The organism is Streptomyces sp. NRRL S-340 (genome assembly GCF_000720185.1).
Taxonomy (GTDB): Bacteria; Actinomycetota; Actinomycetes; order Streptomycetales; family Streptomycetaceae; genus Streptomyces.
Map to the genome: position 1 here is coordinate 82,182 of NZ_JOIY01000030.1, position 21,692 is coordinate 103,873.

A 21,692-nucleotide genomic window follows, 5' to 3' on the forward strand; every position below is an offset into this window, starting at 1 on the left:
ACGTCCCCGGACGCCGGGTGGTCCTCGGCGCCGGGCTGCGAGAACCGGCGGTGGCGGGGCTGCCCTTCACCCTGTTCCTGGGAACCGGGGGCCCGGCGCCCACAGGGGTGGACCGGGGCTTGCGCTCAGTGGCCGGCGGTGAGTTCGCCGCTGAGTCTGCCGTGGAGGCGGGCGCTGGGGCTGTTCAGGCCGATGATCTCGACCGTCTTGCCGCGCTGGGCGTACTTGGACTCGACGGCGTCGAGGGCGGCCACCGAGGACGCGTCCCAGACGTGGGTGCCGGTGAGGTCGATGACGACCTTGCCGGGGTCGTTCGCGTAGTCGAACCGCGTGACGAGGTCGTTGGAGGAGGCGAAGAAGAGCTGACCGGTGACCGCGTAGACGACCTGGGTGCCGTCGGGGTCGGTGACCGAGGTGACGTCGGTGAGGCGGGCGACGCGGCGGGCGAAGACCACCATGGCGGTCAGCGAGCCGGCCACGACGCCGACGGACAGGTTCCCGGTGGCCACGACGACGATGACGGTGATCACCATGACGGCGGTCTCACCGACCGGCATCCGCCGGAGCGTCGCGGGCTTGACCGAGTGCCAGTCGAAGGTGCCGACGGAGACCAGGACCATGACGGCGACCAGCGCGGCCATGGGGATGGCGGAGACGACGGGGCCGAGGACGATGCACAGGACGAGCAGGAAGAACCCGGCCAGGAACGTCGACAGGCGGGTGCGGGCCCCGCTCCTGACGTTGATCATGGTCTGGCCGATCATGCCGCAGCCGCCCATGCCGCCGAAGATGCCGGTGACGATGTTGGCGATGCCCTGACCGACCGCCTCGCGGGTCTTGTCGGAGGGGGTGTCGGTGAGGTCGTCGACCAGCTTCGCGGTCATCATCGACTCCATGAGCCCCACCAGGGCCATGGCGAAGGCGTAGGGCGCGACCACGGTGAGGGTGTGGAGGGTGAACGGCACGTCCGGCAGGCCCGGCACGGGCAGGGAGGACGGCAGCTTGCCCTTGTCGCCGACCGTCGGTACGGCGATCCCGGCGGCGACGGTGATCACGGTGAGGATCACGATCGCCACCAGCGGCGCGGGCACCGCCTTGGTCAGCCGGGGGAACAGCAGCATGAGCGCCAGGCCGCCGGCGACGAGCGGGTAGACCGGCCAGGGCACGTCCCGCAGGTTGGGGATCTGCGCGGTGAACAGCAGGATGCCCAGGGCGTTGACGAAGCCCACCATCACGCTGCGCGGCACGAACCGCATCAGCCTGGCCACCCCGAGCGCGCCGAGGACGATCTGGAAGACACCGGCGAGGACGACGGTGGCGATCAGGTAGTCCAGGCCGTGCCGGCGGACGACGGGCGCGATGACGAGGGCGACGGCACCGGTGGCGGCGGAGATCATCGCGGGCCGCCCGCCGACGAAGGCGATCACCATGGCCATGGTGCACGCGGCGAACAGTCCGACCTTCGGGTCGACGCCGGCGATGACGGAGAAGGAGATCGCCTCCGGGATCAGGGCCAGACCGACCACCAGGCCGGCCAGGGCCTCGGTGCGGAACACCGCGGGGGACAGCCAGGCGGGCCGGCCGGGGCCGCGCGGCAGCCCGGCGGGCGTGAAACGGGAGGAGGGCGGAGAAGAAGGCAAGGACGCGGTACCTGTCGTGCTCGGGCGCACCCGGGCGGCGGCCCGGCGGGGGCGCGGAAGGAAGCGGCGGGCCGTACGGCAGGCCGCGGCCGGCCCGTCGTACACGGGCCGGAAGTCTTCGGGGCGGCGGTACGGCGGCGGCTGCCCGCGCGGTCCGGCCGGTGTCAGGGGCGGCGGATCACGGCGGGCAGGCGCCGGCGCGGGGCGCCATCGGCTCGCGCACGCGTCTCTCCCGCAGGGCTCGGCAATCTCGACCGGGGGCGGCGTCGGTCCCGGTACCGCACACAGGCGGAGGCCGGTCCAGCCGGCCTCACCGCCGGCAACTCTACCGCAACGTTAGAGTTGGGGCGGGGGCCGGACGGCGTGCGGCGCCACCGGGACAGACCCAGGACCGGAGCGGGAACGTGGACGGCAAGCACATGCACATCGGCGAGGTCGCCGCGCGGACCGAGCTGTCCCTGCGCACCATCCGGCACTACGAGGACGCCGGTCTCGTCGTCCCCTCCGCCCGCTCGCAGGGCGGCTTCCGCCTGTACACGGAGTCCGACGTCGCCCGCCTGATGGTCATCCGCCGCATGAAGCCCCTCGGCTTCACCCTGGAACAGATGCGCGAGCTGCTGCACGCCACCGACCGCCTGGACTCGGCGGAGGACCTGCCCGCCGGTGAACGGGAGGAATACGTGGAGCGGGTACGCGCCTTCGAGCGCACTGCCGTCGAACGCGTACGGGACCTGCGGACCCGGCTGGCCCGGGCGGAGGAGTTCGCGGCGACCCTGCGCGAACGCCTCGCCCCGGCGGCGCCCACCACGCGATCCCCGACTTCGCTCGACGCCGCTGCTGGGGGCGTTGTCGATACCGAGCCCGGTCCGTGACTGATCCGAGGCCCTGAGCGTCCCGCACATCGCAACCTGCGACGGACCTCCTGTGCTGCGTCCGTTCCCTCCGAGGCCGGACGAGGGGGAGCTTCGAGGACGCCGTCGCGCGTGGCACCAGGAGTAAGTTGGAAGGTGTGGGACGGAGTCCCGTCGTCGCACCGCCGCTACAGACGGGTGGTCACCATGACCAGCTCGGACACACCACCTGTTCCCCGGCGTCTGCCCAGCGGCGTCCACGAGGCCGTGCGGCCAGGATGCGCGCTTCTCCGGCTGGAGACGACCGCATCACGCGAAGGCGTCCTCGACGGTGCGTGGTGGCCCCGCTCTCGCGACATCGGCGCCGAACTGCCCGCACTGCTGAGCGCCCTCGTCGCCCACCTCGGCCCCGTGACCCGCGTGGGACTCGACACCGCAGCCTGGGAAGGTCTCCCGACGCGTATCGCCGTGGACGACCGGGTGGTGCACATCGATTCCTTCCCGGCCGGTGACGACACGGTCCTCGTCACCCGGGGCGACAGGGACATCTTCTCGCTGCTGGTGGTCCCGCCGGACGCGACACCGGAGGCCGCCCGCGCCGCGATGGCCCAGGCGGTCCGGTCGGACAACCTGAGCCAGGCGGAACAGATCCTCATCGACACCGAGAGCGGGCACGGCCCGCCGGGCTGACGGCCCGCCGCCGGGCGCGACCGGCGAAACGGTGCCGGACGGCGGGGGAGGTCAGCCGCGCCACTCCACCATGAGCAGCGTCGCGTCGTCGCTGGTCTGTCCGCCCCGTGCCTGCTTGAGCGTGTGGGACAGGGAGCGCGTCACCGCCCGGATGCCACGGCCCGTCCTTTCCAGATGGTTCACGAAGTCGATCAGCTGGTCCTCCCCGAACTCCTCCCCGCCGCTCTTGTGCTCCTCGACCACTCCGTCGGTGAAGCAGAGGACCCGGTCCCCGGGCACCAGCCCCAGCTCGCTGATCCGGGGCGCCGGACCACCGAGGCCGACGGGAAGGGTCGTCGGGGCGGCCAGACGCCGTGCGACGCGGTGGTCGCGGACCAGGATCGGCGGCGGGTGTCCGGCGTTGACCCACTGCACCCGCCCGGTCGTCGTGTCCAGCTGCATCATCTGCGCGGTGACGAAGTGCTCGGGGCCGAATTGCCCGGCCACGGCACGGTCCATGAACGCGTAGATCTCCGACAGTCCGATGCCGGCGCGGCGGGCGTGGCGGTAGGCGCCGATGGCCACGGTGGCCATCGTGGCCGCGTCCAGCCCGTGACCCATCGCGTCGATCATGGCCACGTGGAGGACGTCGTTGTTGAGCGCGTAGTCGAAGCTGTCACCGGCCACGTCGTAGGCGGGTTCCAGGATTCCGGCCACGGCGACCCGGGGCATGATCATGGCCAGCGGTGGCAGCAGTGACCACTGGATCTCCGCGGCGACGCCCATCGCCTCACCGCGCCGGACGTCGAAGAACAGGTCGGAGTAGCCGTGCTTGGTGACCAGGAGGTCGGCCACCAGGCCGGAGATTCTGAGCAGCAGGCGGCGGTCGTGGTCGTCCACGCTGTCCAGCGTCACCGCCATGACCCCCACCTGGTCACCGCCGTCCAGCAGAGGCAGGTGGATCCGGACGCCGTCCTCCCGGGGCACCTCCACGGGGACCGCGTCCAGGAAGCAGCGGCCCGCCTCGGAGTCGTCGATGACCTGCGGTTCCCCGCCGGCGAGGCCCGCACCGGGCAGCGGTACGAGCAGCAGCTGGCCGTAGTCCTGCAACAGCACCTGCGGACGGCGGCCACCGAGTTGCTCCATCACGTCGGCGACCAAGGGCCCGATGAGGTGGGGCGGGAGTTCGTGCGCGCTGTCGAGGATCTTTCCCAGGAGGGCTTCCCCGAAGCTCTCGGACCGGTCCGTACGCCGCACTGCCGTCATCCCCTCACCCGCCGCGGTCACGCTTCGTGTGGGGGCGGGCCAGGAGGGCAAAGGGTCTGTCGGTGCCATAGCTCCGTCACGGGGTCGTGGACGCCCGGCCTGCCGGCCCCGCGGAGCCGGCCGGGACGGGCCGCTCATCTCGGTCCGGCTCCGCCTTCCGACTCCCAGGCGTCCTGTCCGCCGGGGCCGTTCTCGGCGAGTGCCAGCAGGCGCGGAGCCGACAGGGGGTTCCCGGGGTCGGCGGCGACGGTCAGCAGCCGGGCGGCTACTGCGGCGGGCTCGTCCGGGGGGATCACCAGCAGTTCCCAGCGCCCCACGGTGCCGCAGTCCACGGTGACGGCATGCTCCTCGGCGGCGGAATCGGTCAGGACCACCTCGATCACGTGGCCGGGCGCCATCACTTCCCGCGGGGCATCGGGCCAGGCGGCGGTCCCCACGGTCACGCGGGTCACGGTGCCGCTGCTCGGATCCAGGGAGCCGACCAGCGCGGGCAGTTCGAGTTCGAGGGCGTCGCAGCGCGGCCACCACGCGCCGTCCAGCGGGCCATGGCTGACGTCCGGCGTGAGGCGCAGCCGGGGCATGGGCATCCGGTAGGAGTGTCCCTCATCCGGTGCCGTGCCTTCGGCTGGCTCTGTGATGGGGTTCATCGTGCGATCCCGTTCCGGGCCGTGCGGTTTCCGGCTGCCCGTGTCTGTCGTTCGCCGGGAACGGCGCCGCCGTGGTCGTACGCCCGGAAGTTCTCGGTACCTGCCAGGCTACTCCCGGCGTGGCGGGCCGGCGTGGTGCGCAGCCAGCGTGGAGACACCTCGGCACGGCGGACGCCGGGTGGCGTGACCGCCCCGGCCGGTACGACTGCCGGCTCGTCGCTCCTCTGCCACGCCACTCGTCGCTCCTCTGCCACGTCATCGGCGTGCCGAGGGCTGCCCTTCGACGGAAAGAGTCAACACGCACGGGGCGACGGGGCCGGGCAGTCCGACGACCTCCCCCATGTTCTGCCAGCCCCAGGACGAGAAGGCGGCTTGTCCTGCCCGGTCGGCGGGATGCAGCAGGGTGATCCCGAGGGAGGAGTGCAGGTCCGTGAGCAGACGCTGTTGCAGCCGGCGGGCGATGTCGCGGTGCTGGACGTGCGGGTGGGCCACGACCTGGGTGAGGACGACGAACCGTGCGCGGGAGGTGAGCCGCTGGATGATCTCCTGGAGCGCTCCGTCGCACCCCCGGCGGCCGGAGCCGTCAGGGCCCGCCGGAAAACCGAAGGCGCAGCCGACCAGCACCGTCGTCTCGGCGACCAGCAGGACGAAGCCGGGGCGGCGGGCGGTGACCGTCAAGCGGTGCAGGAAGTCCCCGCGGTTGTGGTACCGCTCGCCCGTGGTGCCTGCGACGGACTCCGCGGCCAGGTCAGCGATGTCCTCGCGCATGTCTTCTGCCTGCCAGCGGGTCAGCCGGCGAAGGCGGATCCCGTCCCCGAGGACCGGCTGGTCCGGCCGGCGAGCGGCATCCTCGGGCGCCCGCGTCGCGCCGCTCACGAGGCCGTCGGATGCGGCGGGCGGCAGGGGACTCGCCGAGGCCGTGAGGAGCAGTGAAGTCGGTTCGGTGGCATCGAGGAGCCGGGCGATCTGAGGGCACGGATGGTGCAGCCGCAGGCGAGCGTGGACCCGGCCGGCGCGCCGCGCTGCCGACAGGAGGACCTCCAAGCCCCTGGCGTCGCAGGAGCCGACCGTGGCCAGGTCGATGTCGATCACCGTGACACCGTCCAGCAGGCACTGCTCCACCGCGGCCCGCAGCAGCGGCGTCGTGGCCGGCCCGATGTCGCCGGCAAGCGTGACGAGCGTTCGCTCTCCACGGTTCCGCCGATGGATGTCCAGCCGGGAAAGGATCATCACGTCCCCCTTGGGCGGGGTTGCGGACCTGGCCGGGCGCTCGGCGCGGCCGTTGCCGTGATGAGCTTGCGCTGGGTTCCTTCGACCGCGGCGGACATGGTGCCGACCCGTCTCCGCGCCGACCACCGGGGCGGCCCGGATCCACTCGCCTCTCGCCGAGGACGACCCGGCGTGGCAGCCGGAGTGCGTGATGCCCTCGGTACTTCAACCGTACGTCGGCCGCAACCGGAAGCGACTGGGTCGAAGAGCACGGCACGAGAGGGACCGCGTCACACGAGGGACCGTTCCCCGACGTCAGAATGTCGCTGACACTGCGGCTGCTTGTACGTGTGCACCTGCCTGCGCAGGCTGTCCTCCCCGGCAGCGCCGTGCAGGCGCGGGAGAGGCGCGTCTCAGGCGTGCGCGGGGAGACACGCCTGCCCCTCGCGTGGACGCCGCTCTACGTGGCGGATGCAGGCAGAGCCCCCTCGTACGGGCGACGTTCGATCATGCTCGCGTGAGGACGTGGCATCCATCCGGCATCCGGAGAGGAACGGCCCCCTGTCCGAACAGAACGGGGGCCGTCACCCCTCTGACCTGCTGCGCAGCCCGTGCCCCCGGCAGGATTCGAACCTGCGACACCCGCTTTAGGAGTTCGATCCCGCCCCGGCATGGTCACGCCCCACCACGTGCAAGGGAGCCACACGTGGCCGCCGGATGCTGCCGCTGCCCGTGGTCGTTGATGGCAACGTTGGATGTCACCGGAACAGCCCCGGCACCGGGCAGACCTCCAAGGGCTCGCCCGGCCGGTCGGCCCAACGCCACCAGACATGCCGACCGGCACACCTCCACAGCACCCGGCAGATCCGCCGGCCATCGTCCTCCCGCTCGGAGAGAACGAAGCCACCGGACTTCATGGGCTGGCCGCAATCGCTACAGGTCGGGCCGTCACTGGTCATGCTGGCACCCCCTCTGCCTTGTCACTCAGTTAGACACTCCCTCGCAGCGGCAGGCTTGCCTACGGCTACCGGTTGATCGGGATCTCGTAGACGATCTCGCAGTGGGCGGCGGGCACGATGATGTCCGCTGTCTCGACGGGTCGTCCTTGGTCGCTGTAGTAGGTCCGCCGGATGTGGGTGACGAGCGCGGCTTTCTGGATGCCGAGCAGGGATGCTTCCTCGGCGGTGGCCTGCCGGGGTTCGGGCTGTTCCACGGCGTGGCTGACGGTGACGCCGATGGCGGCCATGCGGTTCACGACGCCTGCCCCGGCGTGCGGGCCTCCTTCGGGTAGGACGACGAGGGTGCCGGCGGTGAGGTCGTAGGACTCCCAGCTCGTCGACAACTGCACCGGCCTGCCGTCGCCCAGGAACTCGTACGTCGTCCGGACGCACAGGTCTCCTTCGGCGATACCGAGTCGAGCCGCGATGTCCGCCGGCGCCGGAACCTTGGCGTCGGTCCTGCTCTCCCAGTCCCCCTGCTTGCCGACGGCCTTCATGTCCGCGCGGAACGGGGACCCGGTGGGCTGCTCGCGCGCCGAGGAACGTACGACCCGAACGCGCCGCCGTGGCTCGGCGACGTACGTGCCCGAACCCGCACGCCCTTCCAATACGCCTTGGGAGATCAGCAGTTCCTGCGCCCGGCGCACCACGTTCTCGCCGACGCCGCACTCCTGGCCGATCTGCGCGCGTGAGGGCAGGCGGTCTCCCGGCTCCCACACGTGGTCCGCGATCCGCCGCCGTAGCTCGTCGGCGATGCGGAGATAAGGCGGCTGCTCAGGCATATGGAAAATCTAGTCCACTAGCTCTGATCTAGTTAACTAGCTTCACTCAAAGTGATCGCCGGTGACGGAGGCTGCCCTGTGCCTGCTTGTGAAGTGAGCGCGGAAGCCATCGCGGCCCGGTTATCGGCCGTCGGGCTCACCACCCGTGTGGAGGAGCACGAACGTTGCACGTCGATCGAGGCGGAGGTGCCGGAATCGCTTTCCGCCGACTCGTGGCGGGAGGTCCTGGACGCGGTGTCCGAGGCTGACCGGTTCGGGCTCCTCGCCACCAGCTTGAACGGCCGCGCCCTCTGGGCGGTCGTAGCCAAAGCGGTCCCCACGGCGGGCGATGCCGGGGGACCGAGCCATCAGCGATAAGAGCTGAGCAGCGTGATCAACCGTATCCGCCGTGCCGTCTCACTCACCAGAGAGCGGCACTCCCGCAAGGGCAGGCACCGCCGCCCCTCGACGTCCTCCCGGCCGCCGACCGCCTTCGCGCGGTCCATGTCTATCGACGGACACGTAACCGCCGTTACCGGGCAGGGAAAGGACACCGCGAACCGCCTGGGTCTCCTGGCGGGTGAGGACAACGCGCTCGTCCGGCCGTATGTGACGGGCTGGGAGCGGCGCGTACGGCAGCGGGTCGTGGTCCAGCATCTGCCAGCTGAGGCATGGTCAGCTCTCGCGGTGGCCTACTGATGTCCTACCGCCCACAACATCGCCTCACGCACGCTGAGGCTGCTCCGTACCGGTCGGCCGCGTGCCGGATCGGTACGCACCTGGCATGCGCGGAGTCCGCACCGGCCACGGCCCCGGTCGACGTTCCGGTGCTCTACGAGGCGTGCGACTGCCCGTGCCACGCGGCACCCACCCGACCCGCGTCGGCGGGGGTGGAGAGGTGAGGGAACGCATGCCCACGGGCGCGATGGTCTCCCCGGTCGAGATCACCTCAGCGAGCGTGCAGCGCGGAGACCTCATCCAGATCGGCGGCCGTCAGTGCCTGGTGATCGACCTCATCCAACTGCGCCAGGGCGCGAAGCAGCTCGTGTTCGAGTCGGGCGAACTGCTGACCATGCACTCACGGTCCCGGATGATCGCCATGCGGATGCTGAGAAGGTGGTGATCCGGCCCGTGTCTTCCCGCCGAGACGCCATCGCCGGTGACCTCCGCAGCCAGATCATCACCGGCCGCCTCAAGGCCGGCGAACGCCTGCCCTCTGAACCCAACCTCGCCGCGCGCTATGCGGTCAGCCTGCCGACGCTGCGGAGTGCTCTGGCGGCCCTCCAGGGAGAGGGTCTGATCGAGAAGGTCCACGGCCGGGGGAACTTCGTACGTCGGCCCCTGCGGAGACTCACCTACGTCGGTGGAGGGCGGCACCTCGATGCGGCTACGTCGGCGGACGCAGCTCTACGTGTCACTGTGCGCACGGCCAAGATCCGGGCGCGGGGCCAACTGGCCGCCCTGATGAACGTACCGGCCAGAAGCCCTCTCACTGAGTTCATTTGTCTCGCCCATGAAGGGGAGGCGCCCCACAGCCTGGCCCACATCTACGTACCCCGGGACCTGGCGCCGGCTGCCGTGCCCGAAGAGTCGACCTTGCGGTTTGGGGCGCTGGTGAGCGTGGACGATCTGCCCTCGCCGCTGGCGGAGGTCCAGGAGAGGGTCAGGGTTCGCCTGCCGACACAGGAGGAAGCGTCGGTCCTCCGGCTCGGCTCTGCCTGGGCCGTTCTCGCCATCAGGCGCGTGATGACCGATGCTGCCGGGCGCGTGGTCGAGGTCGCGTTCCTCGTGTTCCCAGGCGACCACGCCGATGCGGTTTTCACCACTCACCACCAGATCGACGGCAGGAGGCCAGAAGAGTGGCATCACAGAACGAGTTGAGACTACTGCCGTGGTCGGGACCCGACGGCAAGCCCTGCTACCTCAGCAGTGATGACGGCGACAGCTACATGTCCCGCCTGGCGGACAACACCGAAACGGCTCACCTCGGCATGGCAACCCAGATACTGGACCACGCACGAGATGTTCTCGGCGACTCGGACTCGGAACCGGAGGAACTGCGGTCACTGGCAGCCGGACTGACCCTCGCTCTGAGGGACACACTCCGAGTGGCTACCAGCCGCGGCGGACGCTTGCGATACCGCATGCGGGGCCGCGGAGCCCCGTTCGTGCCCGTCTAATGACCCCGGCCTGGCTCACCAGCGAGCCTGAGAAGGCCCACGGCCCTGACCCGCTCGGGTGCCGTGGGCACATCTCGTTGTCGGCTGACTTTGGGCGGGCTCTCAGCCTGGGAAGCTAAGGCGATTCACCGGCCACCGCACGGCCGACCTGGGCAGACACGCTGCCCACGTTCGACGCTTCGGGGCGCTGCTACCCGGTGTTCCCCTGAATCCTCGCACGATCTGGCACGTGACTGGCACGATCCGTCGACTTCAGGTCGTCACGGTGTCAGTCTCGCGACGTGCCCCAAGGCGATGAGGCCGATACCAACGGCGATCAACGAGGGATACGTGAAACCGCAACACGCTACGAGCAGCGCCCCCGTGCCCCAGAGCCTCGGATGCCGAACGTGGTGTTGTAGCCATCTGCCCGGCATTCGGCCGAGCAGTAGGCCGTGCATGCCCAGCACGGCACAGGCGAGCCAGAGGGCTCCTACCAGCAATACAAGCGGCAGAAGGAGGATTGCAAACGACGGTGACATAATTGGTTCCCCGGCAGATCAACAGACTGGCTCGGCACGGCAGTCTCGCACGTCCATGTCGACGCTTACGGCCGGACCTCTTCGTCCCGAAGCAACTCGGGATGCTCACCGTCCTGGGGCTGGCGCGCCCTTCACCTGCGCTGATGGCCCGCTGACGTCCACGGTTGTTCGCGGCCGTGTGTCGTCGTTGTCAGGCAGTTAGACACTCACCGGGGACAGGTCCGTGTTCGCCCAGGCCTGTCTCTCGGTACACCGCTAAGCGGGTCTTCCATTCCAGTCGTCCAGGTGGTCACGCGCTACGTCAAGGAACCCTGCGATCGCATTTGAAACAGCTCCGATGGAGGCTGCTACCTCGCGGTATCGGATCAGGGGACCATCCGTAATGATCGTGAGATCGTCGCTGTCTACTGACATGAAGGGGCTGCTTTGGACCAGTCCGACGTAGCTCTCCAGGTCACCCAGCGCGTTCCCGCACTTCTCAAGCACCGCATACGCTTCTTCGGCGACGACCTTTGGGCCGGCGAGTCGCACGCGGATCGCGGCATCGCCCATCGGGTCGAGTTGAGCGAGCAGGTCCTGTAGGGATGGGATGGCACCGCGACGCTCGTCTTCTCCGATGCTCTGGCTGTACGCCCCGACTGAGTTTGCGGCGTCTTGAATCTGACTTATCGCCAGCCGCGCCGCCTTGGCGAACTCCTGATACGAGTCCATCCGTGTCTGCCGAACGGACATGCCGTAGGCATCGGCTCCTGATTTCGCGGCAGCACCCACGGATCCTCGGCTGGAGGAACGGGCGGCGGCAACGGTGGCCACCCCTCCCACCAGGGCGCCAGCCACGCCAGCAATAGCGGCGATGAAGGCTGTGTCCATGCCCTCAGAAGCAAGTTGAATGGCTATCACAGGTCTGGCTCCAGTGCCCTGAGGTGCTTCTATGTGTGCGGATCGCACGGTACAGCCGCATGCCGTTCCCTGTAGAGGGCGTGATCTCGCCACCCAGGCGCAGAGAGTGGCACGTTCTGATCCGTAGCTCTATGTGGAGCGGTCAGGGAGGGGCAAACAGGTCGTCCGTGGGCCTCACAGGGGCGCTACTGGATGCGAACGGCTTTGGTAGTTGCGGTACTTCGCTGCTGTATCGCGTCACAGGTCCATTCGGGACTCCGTTTCGCGGGACTGGGAATCTGGGGTGATCTACTGGATACTTGTGCGCCGACCTGGTGAAACGGTCCTTGGGGAGCTGCGGTGGCTGGTGCCCAACGCTCGCAATTTCCCACTGTTCCCCTTCGGTCTGGTGCCGATGTCGTGCGGTGCTGGTGCGCCCCCCGGCGGCACTGTCAGTGCGTGTCGCTAAGGTCACCGTCACTGACAGCTGAGCAGAGAACCACCAGGGGGAACGTCATGGCAAGAGAGATCGCGGCGGCTGTTGTGGACGCGTGGGATGAGATCGAACGGTGGTACGAGGCCCAGGGTGCCGCGCATCTGATCATGCCTCCTGCCTCCGGTGAGCAGATCGCCGCCCTTGAGGAGATGCTTGGCATCGAGCTGCCTGAGGCGGTTACGGCCTCGCTGCGGCGACACAACGGATCTGCGGACGGGGGCTGGCCCACGGGCACGCTGTTGTCCTGTGACGGCATCCTGCAAGAAGTGAGTGTGTGGCGCGACCTCCTGACCAGCGGCGACTTTGACGACCTCAAGGACTTCGTTGTGGCCGGCGAGGCGCTCAAGGCCGGCTGGTGGCAGTTCGGTTGGGTCTCGCTCGATGCAGACGGCGCGGGAAACGGCGCGGTGCTGGACCTGTCGCCGGGTCCTGGGGGAAAGGTCGGCCAGGTCATCGACATGGACCACGAAGCAGGGCCGAGCGGGCCCATAGCGAGTGACTTCGTCGGATACCTGACGGCAATGGCCGCTCGGCTGGGCGACTTCGCAGTGATCGACGGACAGTACGTCGAGGAACAGTAGACGGGGCGCACCATATGCAACCTGGCCCAGCCCTGGCGCGGGATGACCTCGTGGACTTTGCCGTACGGTCTCATCTTTATCAGGTCGATCACGGGGTCCGCCAACGTCGACCAACGGCCCCTGAACCTCGGCCGATCGTTCCCTGAGGTTCGGCGTCGATCGCGGTTGTTCGTGCTCGTTGGTGTCAGCCGCTGGTGTAAGCCGCCGCACCCGGTCTTGACAAGGGCTGTCTCATCTGGCAAAGAGCTTCAGTTTTGACTGCACCACCGGCTCCCTCATTGACCCTGAGTAGCCATGCCTTCCGGCACGTCTGTGGCACGCTGAGCGGTCACCAAGTAGCCCGCGAAGCGGACATCTGGTCGAGCCTCTGCCCACCCGTCCGCTTCCCTGACCGGAACCAATACGGTTGTGCCAGGAACCGGGTGGTGCACGTTGCCCGTGCTGCCTGGGGGTGCCTCGTAACGGCAGTGCACCTCGGTGATTGTCAGCACCTTCAACCAGGTCGGCGCGTGCTCCTCCTCCTGACCGTGATGCTCCTCGTGGAAGTCGATCTCAGCCGCACGCTTGCTACCGACAACGTCGGCGTAGTCCTCCGGATCGGTCTCCAGCAGCTTCCACGAGACAACATCCCCCGGCGTGAACCTCTCCCCGCAGCACTGCATCTGCCAGTCATCGACCCAGATTGTCAACGTCATGCTGCCATTGTCCGCCGAGTGAGGCGCGCTCACCGGGACTTTTCCTCGTCCCCGCTACAGACCTGAACCCACCACTCACCCCAGCTCCCATCCCGTCCGCCGTCGACCCACACACCGTGGAGCGGGCGTGGTCCATGGCGTTCAGGTGGAGCGCGCCACTGTACGAACGACCTGGACGTCATGGGCCGCGTCTGCTCGGCTTCGCCTGGGTCGACGGTGGACGGGATGGGAGCCACCGCGCACGCCACAACGGACCCGCGGGCGGAAACGGCGCCCCCTCCATCCCGGTGCCAGCCGATCGCCGCCGGAGGCATGTCCTTGACCGTGGCCGCTCTATGCGGTGATCGACTCATGGCCTCCGGCCCTATCCACAGTGGGCGCGCGTCGGCGTAGCGCGCCCGGAGCGGGCCGAAGGCAGGAGCGCAGGGCGGAGCGGAGCCGGGAAGCGCGCCCGGCGGAGCGGAGCGCAGCCGGGGCTTGATGAAGTAGGGAAACTCTTACCGCATCCACCACGTGTGGCTCTCTCGTCGCCTCATAGGTGCCAGGTGCTGAGCTTGGTCAACGCTTCGGCGCGGTCTTCGATGACCTTCATGCGGGCGAGCCGTTCGGCTTCGTGGTGGTGGGCGTCCTGGGCCGTGGTCTGGCCGGGCCACTTGCGGTAGAGGAGTCCGTGCAAGCTCCTCGACCCGCTCTACCCGGACCTGCGGCTCTGGGCCTGGGCTCACATGCTTGGCTTCCGCGGCCACTTCTCCTCGAAGTCCCGCCGGTACTCCACCACGCTCGGTGCCCTCCGTCAGGCACGCGCCGACTACCGCGCCGCGCAGGAACACGCCGCCCTCGGCCTGGACGACGCCGAGCCGGACACCGTCCTTGTCCTCGCCGACTGGCAGTACGCCGGCCACGGCCACACCCCCGGTGAATCGGTCCTCGCCGTCACCACCGCCCGCGAGATCCAGACCAACCGCGAAACCGCCCGAGAAGCCCTACGCGATCACCTCGCCTCGGAAGGAGCCGCAGCATGACCACCGCCACCGCCGAACTGCTGACCGTGCCCGACGTCATGGCGCGGCTCAAGCTCGGCCGCTCCACGGTCTACGACCTGATCCGCTCCCGTCGCCTGGTTTCCATCACCGTCGGCCGCTCCCGCCGCATTCGCGCTGACGCACTGCGCGACTTCATCACCCGCGAGACCGAGGAGGCCTCCTGATGGCCAGCCAGCGCAAGCGCAACCCCAACGGGGCCGGCACCATCACCAAGCGCAAGGACGGCCGCTTCCAGTGCGCGGTCTACGTGCTCCAGCCGGACGGCACCCGTGCCCGCAAGTTCGCCTACGGCAAGACCTGGGCCGAGTGCGACGCCAAGCGTCGGGAACTCCTCGACAAGGTCGACCAGGGCGTGCCCGTGCTGACCCGGTCGGCCAAGCTCTCCGAGTGGCTGCCGTACTGGCTGGACAACGTCATCAAGCCCCGCCGGAAGCTGAGCACGTACGACAAGTACGAGGCACATGTCCGGCTCTACCTGGTGCCGCTCCTCGGCGCGAAGCGGCTCGAATCGCTGGGCGTCGCCGACGTGCGCCGCTTCCTTGTCCGCCTGGAGGCGGAGGCGACCGCGGCCACGGCCAAGGAGGCTCACCGCGTGCTGCGGTCGGCATTGTCCTCGGCCTGCCGAGAGGAACCGATCACGCGGAACGTCGCGAAGCTCGTCGAGCCGCCCCGGATCAAGGAGCGGGAGCTGAGCCCCTGGACGCTGGACGAAACCCTCGACTTCCTCGCCGCCGCCCGCACAGACCCGCTCTACGCGGCCTTCGTGCTCGCCTTCGCGATGGGGCTGCGCCGGGGGGAGATCGTTGGGCTTCGTTGGTCGGACGTCGACCTCGACAACCGGGTGCTCTACGTCCGCCAGCAGATGCAGCGTCGCCGTGGCGTCCTCTACGACGACGATCCGAAGATCCGCCGTCGCCGTGCCGTTCCGCTGCCCGCTCTCTGCATCGCGCCCCTGCGCTGGCACCGCACGCGGCAGGCAGCTGCTCGCGCGAAGGCGGGGGAGGGGTGGCAGGAGTCCGCGTACGTCTTCACCACTCGGACCGGCCGCCCGGTCGAGCCGCGCAACCTCTACCGCTCCTTCACCCGCGTCGCCCAGTCCGCCAGCCTTCGCGTGATCCGGCTGCATGATGCCCGGCACGGCACGGCCACGCTCCTCACGGCGGCCGGGGTCGCGCCACGGGTCGTGATGGAGATCCTGGGCCACTCTCAAATCAGCATCACCATGGACGTGTACACGCACGTCGTCCAGGACACGCAGCGCGAGGCCATGAGCCACATGGACCGGCTGCTCAGGAGGCGTCGCGGTCGTCAGTGACCGACCCCGTTGATGTCAGAAGTGGATGTCAAAGGTCCCGGACCATGATCGGTCCGGGGCCTTTTGCCTGGTGCCCCCGGCAGGATTCGAACCTGCGACACCCGCTTTAGGAGAGCGGTGCTCTATCCCCTGAGCTACGAAGGCGGGGATGTGTGGGCAAAGGTGTTGGAAATCCGCCCACATCGGACGGATTCCGACCCCTGAGGGCCCCAGACATCCACAGGGCGCCCCACCAGAGTGGTGCACCGCGCACAGTCTAGCGGTTGTGGCCGCACACGGAGGCGGCTGCTGCTGCGTGGCCGCGGCTCCTGCGTGCCGAGTCCCTGTATCGGTCGGCGGAGCGTGTCGTGCGGTGACGCTCTGTCTCCCTGAGTTGCGTACGGTGTCGGGCGATCAGCATGAGCCCCTGGTGCGCGGTGGCCGTCCCAGGGAGGAGCAAGCCTTCAGATCGTCCTCGGACACGTTGTGGACCGCCCATGATGAACTGTGGCTCCCCCGGGCACTGTCCTGCACCGCTGGTGGCGAGCCTGGACGGACGAGAACCCGCCCGCCGAACTCCATGCCCTGATCGGCACGGTCACCGTCGGCCACGGCATTGATCTCTGCTACCGCTGGCTACGGCGACTGCGTCGGTGAAGCTCATGTGATCGGGGTTGACGCCGACCAGAAGTCGGAGTGGACGTTCGGGTCCGGAATCGGCTTTCCTGCGTAATTCGGTCCGATTGTCTTCGAGGTGGGCGGTGACACCGATGACTTTTCCACGCACGGTGTTGCCACTTCGAAGAACGCCTGCCCGTTGTCGCCGATCAAGAGGCGCACGTTAAATTCATCTGGCGTCTGGAAATACATAGCCGGACTTTCGGCGTTCCGGTTCATGCCGATCTGGCTGTATCCTTGTGATTTCCAGTAGCGCTCCACCACGCCCAGGAAGCTCCCCCTCCGCGCCTCCGAGATTACGGTCATTACCGCCCGCCGCCTCGATACGTCACAACTACCCTCAGTTGACTCACCATGGGTCCAATGAACTGTCGGCGTGATCGCGGCGAACGTGCCGTCAAGGATCTTGTCGGCGTGCTCTGCAGCTTCTTGCATGTTCATTTTTTTCGAGTCACCTACAGACGTTCCGTTCGAAGAGCTGCATCCAGTCAGCAGCAAAGCGCCAAGTAGAATTCCAAGGTATGTACTTCTCACCGAGGCTGCTCCCGAACGATCTGGTCGGATTTGCCGACAATAATCCTTGCAATATTGTCCGCCGACATCTGATCTTTTGTAGGGTTGAAGTAGTTGGAGTGGGCTTTCATCTTCCCGTGATCCTCGAAAATTGTCGGCCCGTCACTCACCGCGAACCGTGTGGCACCGAAAGCCTTGCTGGCGGGATCCTTGCCGAACCAAAGATCGTCGCCGTTCGGGTCACTCGCGCTCGCACCAGCTGCAGCGCCGACTTCCGGCGCGCCCGCGAAACCCCCAAGAACACCCCCGACAACCCCGCCACCGACCTGCCCCTTGGAAGGAAGTCCAGTAACGATGTCGTGTTCGGCCGCGCCCACGAACACGTGTCCCTGACCTACATTCAACTGGCCCGCAGAGTTCGCCCCTGTCCCAGGGCTTCCCACGAGAATGATGTCATCGGCTCCTGGGATGCCGCCCTTCTCCTGAGCCGCAAGGCCGACGGTGAGTGATCCGTACGAATGGCCGATTGCCGTGATGTGAGGATCGCCTTTTTCGTGTGTCGCCGAAATCCCGGCCATGAACTGGTTGTAGGCGGGTGCTCCCGCCTCGGCATCGTCCGTGAACATGACACTCCTGCTGCTCAGGAAGTCACGCGCACTGATCTGGGGTGCGTCATAACCAAGCCAGACGATTGACGAAGTGGAGCTGTGCGGGGAAATTTCCCTGGCCGTCAGGGCCGTGTCCTGGGCGCGCTTCATTGTGCCGCCGGGGAAGTCCCCGTCAAGCCTCGCGGTGAGTCCTGGAAGATAGGAAGAGATGTTCTGTGCTGTGTCCGGATTTCCGTAGGCCACAATTGCCCGGCCGTTGCCTTCGTCGCCGATACCAAGGAGATACATGGGTGGGTCGCTGCCTGCGAGAAGCTTCTCCTGGATGCCTTTCAAGCCATCCAGCTTCGTCTGGGAGTCGTCGTCGTGCTGGCCTTCCAGTTTCGCGATCAACGTCTGAATGTTCTCGCGGTTCACCTCGTCACGCACCATCGCCGGTACGCCATCCAGGTTTCCGATAATCTCAGGGAAACCCCTCTTGTACTCATCCCGCTGATCATCGCTGAGACTGTTCCACCACTTGGTGATGTCGGCCGGCGACTTGTCCATCGGGATGTGGTCCAGAAGGTATTGGGTTGCCGCTGAGCTGACGGCGTCGACGTCGGACGCCACGTCGGCCCACGTCCTGGTGTCGACGGCCAGACCAGGTGAGGCCTTGAGTTTTTCCAGTGCCGTGCTGTAGCGGTCGTCGATCTCCGTGGCTTCCTGCACGGCGTGGGCGATGCGGTCGGCGATGTCCTGGGCCTTCGCACGGTTCGGGTTGGGGCTGCGCAGGCCGGTCATGTCCGGGCCGGGTCCGCGGCGGTAGATGCCATTGAACCCGGTGACCGTTCCGCCGGCGATCTTCTCTCCGGTCTGTTCGTTCTCGCCACCGGCGGGGTATGTGACACTGCCGCTTGCGTTGACCGTGTACGACAGCGACTTCGCGTCATCGAGTGCCTCGAGCAGGCGGCGACGTGGGGCGGCGATCTCGGACGAGAAGCCGGTAAGCACTCCGCTGATCAGGCCGCATTCGACCTGGGTGTAGTGGAAGTTCTGCGAGAGCTTGGCCAACTGCTTCTGCGCCGCGTTCGCCGCCTCGCCCTCGTTGGCCGTCTGCATGGCCTTGGTGATCTGCTTGTCGATACGGCCCTTGGCCGCGTCGGCCATGTCACTGATCGCGCGGTACCCGTCCGCTGCGTCGGCGTACTCGGAAGGGCTGATGGTCCGCAGTTCATTGAGGTCCATGCGTCCGGATCACCGGCCCTTTTCCCTGCCGCCGGCGGCGGACATGTCCTCGGAGTGGACCTTCAGCCCAGCGATCTCGGCCTTGATGGACTCGTCAGTCTTGAGCTGGTCATTCCCCACTTTTTCCAGCACGCTGGCGAGCCCGTTGCACAGCTCGCTGATGTCCTTCACGCGGCGTTCCCAGGAGTCGTACACCCTCTTTTGAGCTGCCGCGGTTGAACAGGCGGAATCCTTATCCTTGTCGATCCCTGTCGTGCCGCGCCGCAGCTTCGTCAGTGCCTTGCCGATGTCGTCCCGCAGGTCCCCCACGCCCTGGCCAGCCGTAGACCATGCCTTCCTGTCGGACCGGAGCCTGCCGGAAGCGCCGCTGCCGGTCGAACTCGTGCCGTTCTGGTCGCCGGGCAGCTGGTTGAGCTGCATCCGTGTGGAGTGCTGTACGGCTGCTGCGGCCTTGAGCTGCTCCCACTCGTCCCACGCCATGCGTGGCCCCTCCCCGTGTCTCGTCGTACGTCGCCGAGACCTCTTGAACGCTCGATCGCAACTCTGCGGTGGTCGAGAAGCACAGTAGTAACGCTGCGTCGAGTGACCCATCCGTATCAGCCACCAGCCTGTCTGAGTAGGCGTACTCAGACGGCACCCCAGTCGTCGATCGGACGGGGGGCGGGAATCCTGGGAATCCGTAGGGCGGTTGTCCGGGTACTGGGAAGGGCGTTGGGAGTGATTCGGTGGTCGTCCGGCGTCGGCGGGAGACGGCGGCAACCGCGATCGCGGCTCCGAGGAGTACGACAGCTCCGACGCCCAGCGCGATCCAGAGAGGGGAGCTGTCATTCCTGCCGGTGCAGCGGCGCCTGCGGTCTGAGAGGCTTTCGAAGACGTTGGCTTTGATGCCACGTCCTTGAGGGCCGGGAGCGGATAGACGTTCGCCGGGCCGGGGTCGCCGGGATTCTGCAGCGCGATGGGCGGCCGCACTCGCCGAGGAGTGTCAGAGCTGTCCCTGGTGGCAGTGTGCGGGGGCGGTTACAGCGTTTGGGGGTGTCGCACGGCACCAGGCCTGATCTGCGACGACGGCATTTCCGACACATCCCACGAGGGCGGCTCGTGGTGGTGTGCGCGACTGGCGTCAGCGTACCGGATCAGGGCGTCGGCGGTGGGGTCAGGTCAGGGGGACGTGGGTGAAGCGGGAGGCGGTGCGGAGGTCTGTTTCTATGCGGGACGCGGTGCGGCGGAGGGCGGGGAGGAGGGTCTCGGTGCACTCCTCGCGGGTGTGGCGGGCCGCGTGCATGGCGATGTTGACCGCCGCTACGGGGTGGCCCGTGCGGTCGTGGACGGGGACGGCGATCGCGCGCAGGCCTTCTTCGAGTTCCTCGTCGGCCAGGGCGTAGCCGAGCGGGCCGGGGTCCGTCAGGGCGCGGCCCGCTGCGGTGGCGTGGGCCGGGAGACGGGTGCCGACGGTGAAGTTGACGCTCATGATGCGGTGGGTGGCCGCGTGGGCCGTGTACTGGATCTCGTCGCCGGCGGGGGTCAGGACCGCCAGGGACGCCGACTCGTGCACCTGGGCCGCCAGGTCCTCCAGGTGGGGCTGGGCGATCCGGGGGAGTGAGGTGCGGGACAGGGGCGGGAAGCCGAGGGAGAGGACCCGGGGGGTGAGGGCGAAGGTGCGGTCGGGGCCGGGTGCCACCAGTCCCAGGTGCTCGTAGGTGATGAGGGCCCTGCGGGCCGTGGCCCTGGCCAGGCCGGTCGCCTGCGCCGCCTGCGTGAGGGTCAGCGTCGGGTACTCCTCGCCGAAGGCGGTCAGGACCGTCAGGCCGCGGGCCAGGGATTCGATGAACTCCCTGCCGAGTTCCTGCTTCGACGCCGCCGTCCAGGTCGCCAGGCCGGAGACAGGGGCGGCCGGGTGCTCGGGGAGCGGCGCCGTCCGCAGGTCCGCCTCCATCGCCGTGACCGTTTCGCGCAGCCGGGGGAGCAGGGTGGCGCGCAGGCGCTCCGCGGAGTGGCGGCTGGTGTGGCTCACCACGCTCGCCACGCAGGCGATCCGGCCGGTGGCCGGGTCCCGTACCGGTACGGAGACGGCCACCAGGCCCGGTTCGATCAACTGGTCGTCCCCTGCCCAGCCCTCCCGGGCCGCCCGGGCGGTGCGCTCCTCGAAGTCGGCTGCCGAGGAGGGGGGAGCCGGCGGGATCGCCGGGAAGGCCCGGTTCTCCGGGTCGGCCGCCCGGCGCTCGTGCCAGTGGTGCCAGTCCTCGGCCGTCCACTGGGTGGCGAAGAGCGGGCCCGGTGCGGTGCGTTCGGCCGGGAGCAGGTCGCCGATGCGGAAGCTCAGCGACATGGCGCGGCGCCGGGTCGCCTGGTGGATGAACCGGATGCCGTCCCGGTCGGCGACCGCCAGCGACACCGACTCGTCCAGGGCGTCGGCGAGGGCGTCCGCCCGCGCGCCCAGGAGCGCGGGCAGGCGCAGGGCGGCCAGGTAGGCGTTGCCCAGTTCCATGAGGCGGGGGGTGAGGACGGCGTCCCGGCCGTCGAGGCGTACGTACCCCATGCGGGCGAGGGTCGCGGTGATGCGGTCGACCGTGGAACGGGCTAGGCCCGTCGTGCGTTCCAGGTCGCTCGGGCTCAGGGTTCCGCCCGCCTCCGTCAGCGCCCGCAGCACCCCGACGCCCCGCAGCAGCGGAGTGACCGCCTCCGCGGGGACGGCCGGTGTGGTGCTTGTGGTGGTTGTGGCTGGTGCGGTGTGGATGGCCCGTGTGGTGGCGCTTGCGTGCGTCGTGCCCGCCGCGGTGCCGGGCGCCGCCGTCCCGGGGACGTGCGGCGTCGGGTTCGCGGGCGTCGTCGAGGGCGTCGCGGGCATCGGTCGGTTCTCCCGTGCCGGGTGGGGGTCCCGGCGTGGTCGTAGAAGGGGGGGCGGGCGGTGGCTGATGGATGCGCGTGGCGGGGGGGGGGCG

Annotated in this window: 21 protein-coding genes, 1 tRNA gene and 1 pseudogene; 10 read left to right on the forward strand and 13 right to left on the reverse strand. The window is 68.6% G+C overall.

Annotated features, from left to right (window positions below; genetic code table 11):
* Window positions 1-125 precede the first annotated feature (125 nt).
* Complete coding sequence (locus tag IG64_RS23330) at window positions 126-1,640, reverse strand: SulP family inorganic anion transporter (protein ID WP_037859394.1); 1,515 nt, start codon at window positions 1,638-1,640, stop codon at window positions 126-128.
* A gap of 404 nt (window positions 1,641-2,044) precedes the next feature.
* On the opposite strand from IG64_RS23330, the gene IG64_RS23335 reads away from it, so the two are divergent.
* Both IG64_RS23335 and IG64_RS23340 read left to right on the forward strand, forming a co-directional pair.
* On the forward strand, window positions 2,045-2,512 hold the full coding sequence (locus IG64_RS23335; RefSeq protein ID WP_051813274.1) for a MerR family transcriptional regulator: 468 nt from the start codon (window positions 2,045-2,047) through the stop codon (window positions 2,510-2,512).
* A gap of 186 nt (window positions 2,513-2,698) precedes the next feature.
* Window positions 2,699-3,181, forward strand: coding sequence for a DUF5994 family protein (locus IG64_RS23340; RefSeq protein ID WP_037859458.1), 483 nt, complete (start codon window positions 2,699-2,701; stop codon window positions 3,179-3,181).
* Between the two features lie 51 nt (window positions 3,182-3,232).
* On the opposite strand, the gene IG64_RS23345 is transcribed toward IG64_RS23340, so the two are convergent.
* From IG64_RS23345 to IG64_RS23360, 4 genes are all read right to left on the reverse strand, one after another.
* The gene (locus IG64_RS23345; protein ID WP_037859396.1) at window positions 3,233-4,426 is read right to left on the reverse strand and encodes a PP2C family protein-serine/threonine phosphatase; all 1,194 of its coding nucleotides are present in this window, start codon (window positions 4,424-4,426) and stop codon (window positions 3,233-3,235) included.
* Between the two features lie 134 nt (window positions 4,427-4,560).
* Complete coding sequence (locus IG64_RS23350; RefSeq protein ID WP_037859398.1) at window positions 4,561-5,013, reverse strand: DUF5994 family protein; 453 nt, start codon at window positions 5,011-5,013, stop codon at window positions 4,561-4,563.
* A gap of 315 nt (window positions 5,014-5,328) precedes the next feature.
* A complete protein-coding gene (locus IG64_RS39180; protein ID WP_078884174.1) occupies window positions 5,329-6,303 on the reverse strand; it encodes an STAS domain-containing protein in 975 nt (324 codons plus the stop codon).
* A 1,003-nt stretch (window positions 6,304-7,306) separates the two neighbouring features.
* Entirely contained in the window at window positions 7,307-8,062 is a 756-nt protein-coding gene (locus tag IG64_RS23360; RefSeq protein ID WP_037859401.1) for a GntR family transcriptional regulator, read from the reverse strand.
* Window positions 8,063-8,140: 78 nt separating this feature from the next.
* Here IG64_RS23360 and IG64_RS23365 point away from each other — a divergent pair, with 78 nt between their 5' ends.
* The 4 genes from IG64_RS23365 (at window position 8,141) to IG64_RS42350 (ending at window position 10,221) form a co-directional block, all read left to right on the forward strand.
* Window positions 8,141-8,419, forward strand: a complete 279-nt coding sequence (locus tag IG64_RS23365; RefSeq protein ID WP_037859403.1) for a hypothetical protein — start codon at window positions 8,141-8,143, stop codon at window positions 8,417-8,419.
* A 532-nt stretch (window positions 8,420-8,951) separates the two neighbouring features.
* Window positions 8,952-9,164, forward strand: coding sequence for a hypothetical protein (locus tag IG64_RS23370; protein WP_420709965.1), 213 nt, complete (start codon window positions 8,952-8,954; stop codon window positions 9,162-9,164).
* On the forward strand, window positions 9,161-9,922 hold the full coding sequence (locus IG64_RS23375) for a GntR family transcriptional regulator (protein WP_234438598.1): 762 nt from the start codon (window positions 9,161-9,163) through the stop codon (window positions 9,920-9,922). The genes IG64_RS23370 and IG64_RS23375 overlap by 4 nt, the downstream gene beginning before the upstream one ends.
* Window positions 9,901-10,221 (forward strand): hypothetical protein, encoded by a 321-nt coding sequence (locus IG64_RS42350; protein ID WP_078884178.1) that lies wholly within the window; start codon window positions 9,901-9,903, stop codon window positions 10,219-10,221. The genes IG64_RS23375 and IG64_RS42350 overlap by 22 nt, the downstream gene beginning before the upstream one ends.
* A gap of 776 nt (window positions 10,222-10,997) precedes the next feature.
* Here IG64_RS42350 and IG64_RS23380 read toward each other — a convergent pair.
* Complete coding sequence (locus IG64_RS23380) at window positions 10,998-11,612, reverse strand: hypothetical protein (protein ID WP_158771629.1); 615 nt, start codon at window positions 11,610-11,612, stop codon at window positions 10,998-11,000.
* A 525-nt stretch (window positions 11,613-12,137) separates the two neighbouring features.
* On the opposite strand from IG64_RS23380, the gene IG64_RS23385 reads away from it, so the two are divergent.
* Window positions 12,138-12,698 (forward strand): SMI1/KNR4 family protein, encoded by a 561-nt coding sequence (locus IG64_RS23385; protein ID WP_051813276.1) that lies wholly within the window; start codon window positions 12,138-12,140, stop codon window positions 12,696-12,698.
* Between the two features lie 275 nt (window positions 12,699-12,973).
* Here the strand turns inward: IG64_RS23385 and IG64_RS23390 are convergent, their stop codons facing one another.
* Together IG64_RS23390 and IG64_RS40600 are read right to left on the reverse strand one after the other, a co-directional pair.
* Complete coding sequence (locus tag IG64_RS23390) at window positions 12,974-13,393, reverse strand: DUF6578 domain-containing protein (protein ID WP_037859466.1); 420 nt, start codon at window positions 13,391-13,393, stop codon at window positions 12,974-12,976.
* A 532-nt stretch (window positions 13,394-13,925) separates the two neighbouring features.
* Window positions 13,926-14,069 carry a hypothetical protein gene (locus tag IG64_RS40600; protein ID WP_199811643.1) on the reverse strand — a complete coding sequence of 48 codons (144 nt, stop codon included), beginning with the start codon at window positions 14,067-14,069 and terminating at the stop codon, window positions 13,926-13,928.
* Here IG64_RS40600 and repSA point away from each other — a divergent pair.
* The 3 genes and pseudogenes from repSA to IG64_RS23405 all read left to right on the forward strand — a co-directional run.
* A pseudogene (gene repSA, locus IG64_RS23395) lies at window positions 14,065-14,415 on the forward strand (replication initiator protein RepSA); the annotation flags it as partial. The gene IG64_RS40600 and the pseudogene repSA overlap by 5 nt on opposite strands.
* The gene (locus tag IG64_RS23400; protein WP_037859412.1) at window positions 14,412-14,600 is read left to right on the forward strand and encodes a helix-turn-helix domain-containing protein; all 189 of its coding nucleotides are present in this window, start codon (window positions 14,412-14,414) and stop codon (window positions 14,598-14,600) included. The pseudogene repSA and the gene IG64_RS23400, both read left to right, overlap by 4 nt.
* On the forward strand, window positions 14,600-15,751 hold the full coding sequence (locus tag IG64_RS23405) for a tyrosine-type recombinase/integrase (protein ID WP_107474331.1): 1,152 nt from the start codon (window positions 14,600-14,602) through the stop codon (window positions 15,749-15,751). Before IG64_RS23400 ends, IG64_RS23405 begins: the two co-directional genes overlap by 1 nt.
* A gap of 68 nt (window positions 15,752-15,819) precedes the next feature.
* Here the strand turns inward: IG64_RS23405 and IG64_RS23410 are convergent.
* The 5 genes from IG64_RS23410 to IG64_RS23425 form a co-directional block, all read right to left on the reverse strand.
* Window positions 15,820-15,895: transfer RNA gene (locus IG64_RS23410), tRNA-Arg, on the reverse strand.
* Between the two features lie 495 nt (window positions 15,896-16,390).
* The gene (locus tag IG64_RS39205) at window positions 16,391-16,849 is read right to left on the reverse strand and encodes a hypothetical protein (protein ID WP_078884179.1); all 459 of its coding nucleotides are present in this window, start codon (window positions 16,847-16,849) and stop codon (window positions 16,391-16,393) included.
* Window positions 16,850-16,938: 89 nt separating this feature from the next.
* On the reverse strand, window positions 16,939-18,753 hold the full coding sequence (locus tag IG64_RS23415) for an alpha/beta hydrolase (RefSeq protein ID WP_037859415.1): 1,815 nt from the start codon (window positions 18,751-18,753) through the stop codon (window positions 16,939-16,941).
* Between the two features lie 9 nt (window positions 18,754-18,762).
* A complete protein-coding gene (locus IG64_RS23420) occupies window positions 18,763-19,233 on the reverse strand; it encodes a hypothetical protein (RefSeq protein ID WP_037859416.1) in 471 nt (156 codons plus the stop codon).
* A gap of 673 nt (window positions 19,234-19,906) precedes the next feature.
* Window positions 19,907-21,598 (reverse strand): IclR family transcriptional regulator domain-containing protein, encoded by a 1,692-nt coding sequence (locus IG64_RS23425; protein WP_037859417.1) that lies wholly within the window; start codon window positions 21,596-21,598, stop codon window positions 19,907-19,909.
* Window positions 21,599-21,692: the final 94 nt, after the last annotated feature.

Bases quoted from the DNA above. Each gene is read 5' to 3' on its own strand.
- IG64_RS23345 (WP_037859396.1), bottom strand. From the start codon at position 4,426: ATGACGGCAGTGCGGCGTACGGACCGGTCCGAGAGCTTCGGGGAAGCC.
- IG64_RS23420 (WP_037859416.1), bottom strand. From the start codon at position 19,233: ATGGCGTGGGACGAGTGGGAGCAGCTCAAGGCCGCAGCAGCCGTACAG.
- IG64_RS23360 (WP_037859401.1), bottom strand. From the start codon at position 8,062: ATGCCTGAGCAGCCGCCTTATCTCCGCATCGCCGACGAGCTACGGCGG.
- IG64_RS23415 (WP_037859415.1), bottom strand. From the start codon at position 18,753: ATGGACCTCAATGAACTGCGGACCATCAGCCCTTCCGAGTACGCCGAC.
- IG64_RS23340 (WP_037859458.1), top strand. From the start codon at position 2,699: ATGACCAGCTCGGACACACCACCTGTTCCCCGGCGTCTGCCCAGCGGC.
- IG64_RS23425 (WP_037859417.1), bottom strand. From the start codon at position 21,598: ATGCCCGCGACGCCCTCGACGACGCCCGCGAACCCGACGCCGCACGTC.
- IG64_RS23350 (WP_037859398.1), bottom strand. From the start codon at position 5,013: ATGCCCATGCCCCGGCTGCGCCTCACGCCGGACGTCAGCCATGGCCCG.
- IG64_RS23370 (WP_420709965.1), top strand. From the start codon at position 8,952: ATGCCCACGGGCGCGATGGTCTCCCCGGTCGAGATCACCTCAGCGAGC.
- IG64_RS23400 (WP_037859412.1), top strand. From the start codon at position 14,412: ATGACCACCGCCACCGCCGAACTGCTGACCGTGCCCGACGTCATGGCG.
- IG64_RS23380 (WP_158771629.1), bottom strand. From the start codon at position 11,612: ATGGACACAGCCTTCATCGCCGCTATTGCTGGCGTGGCTGGCGCCCTG.
- IG64_RS23390 (WP_037859466.1), bottom strand. From the start codon at position 13,393: ATGACGTTGACAATCTGGGTCGATGACTGGCAGATGCAGTGCTGCGGG.
- IG64_RS39180 (WP_078884174.1), bottom strand. From the start codon at position 6,303: ATGATCCTTTCCCGGCTGGACATCCATCGGCGGAACCGTGGAGAGCGA.
- IG64_RS39205 (WP_078884179.1), bottom strand. From the start codon at position 16,849: ATGAACATGCAAGAAGCTGCAGAGCACGCCGACAAGATCCTTGACGGC.
- IG64_RS23385 (WP_051813276.1), top strand. From the start codon at position 12,138: ATGGCAAGAGAGATCGCGGCGGCTGTTGTGGACGCGTGGGATGAGATC.
- IG64_RS23405 (WP_107474331.1), top strand. From the start codon at position 14,600: ATGGCCAGCCAGCGCAAGCGCAACCCCAACGGGGCCGGCACCATCACC.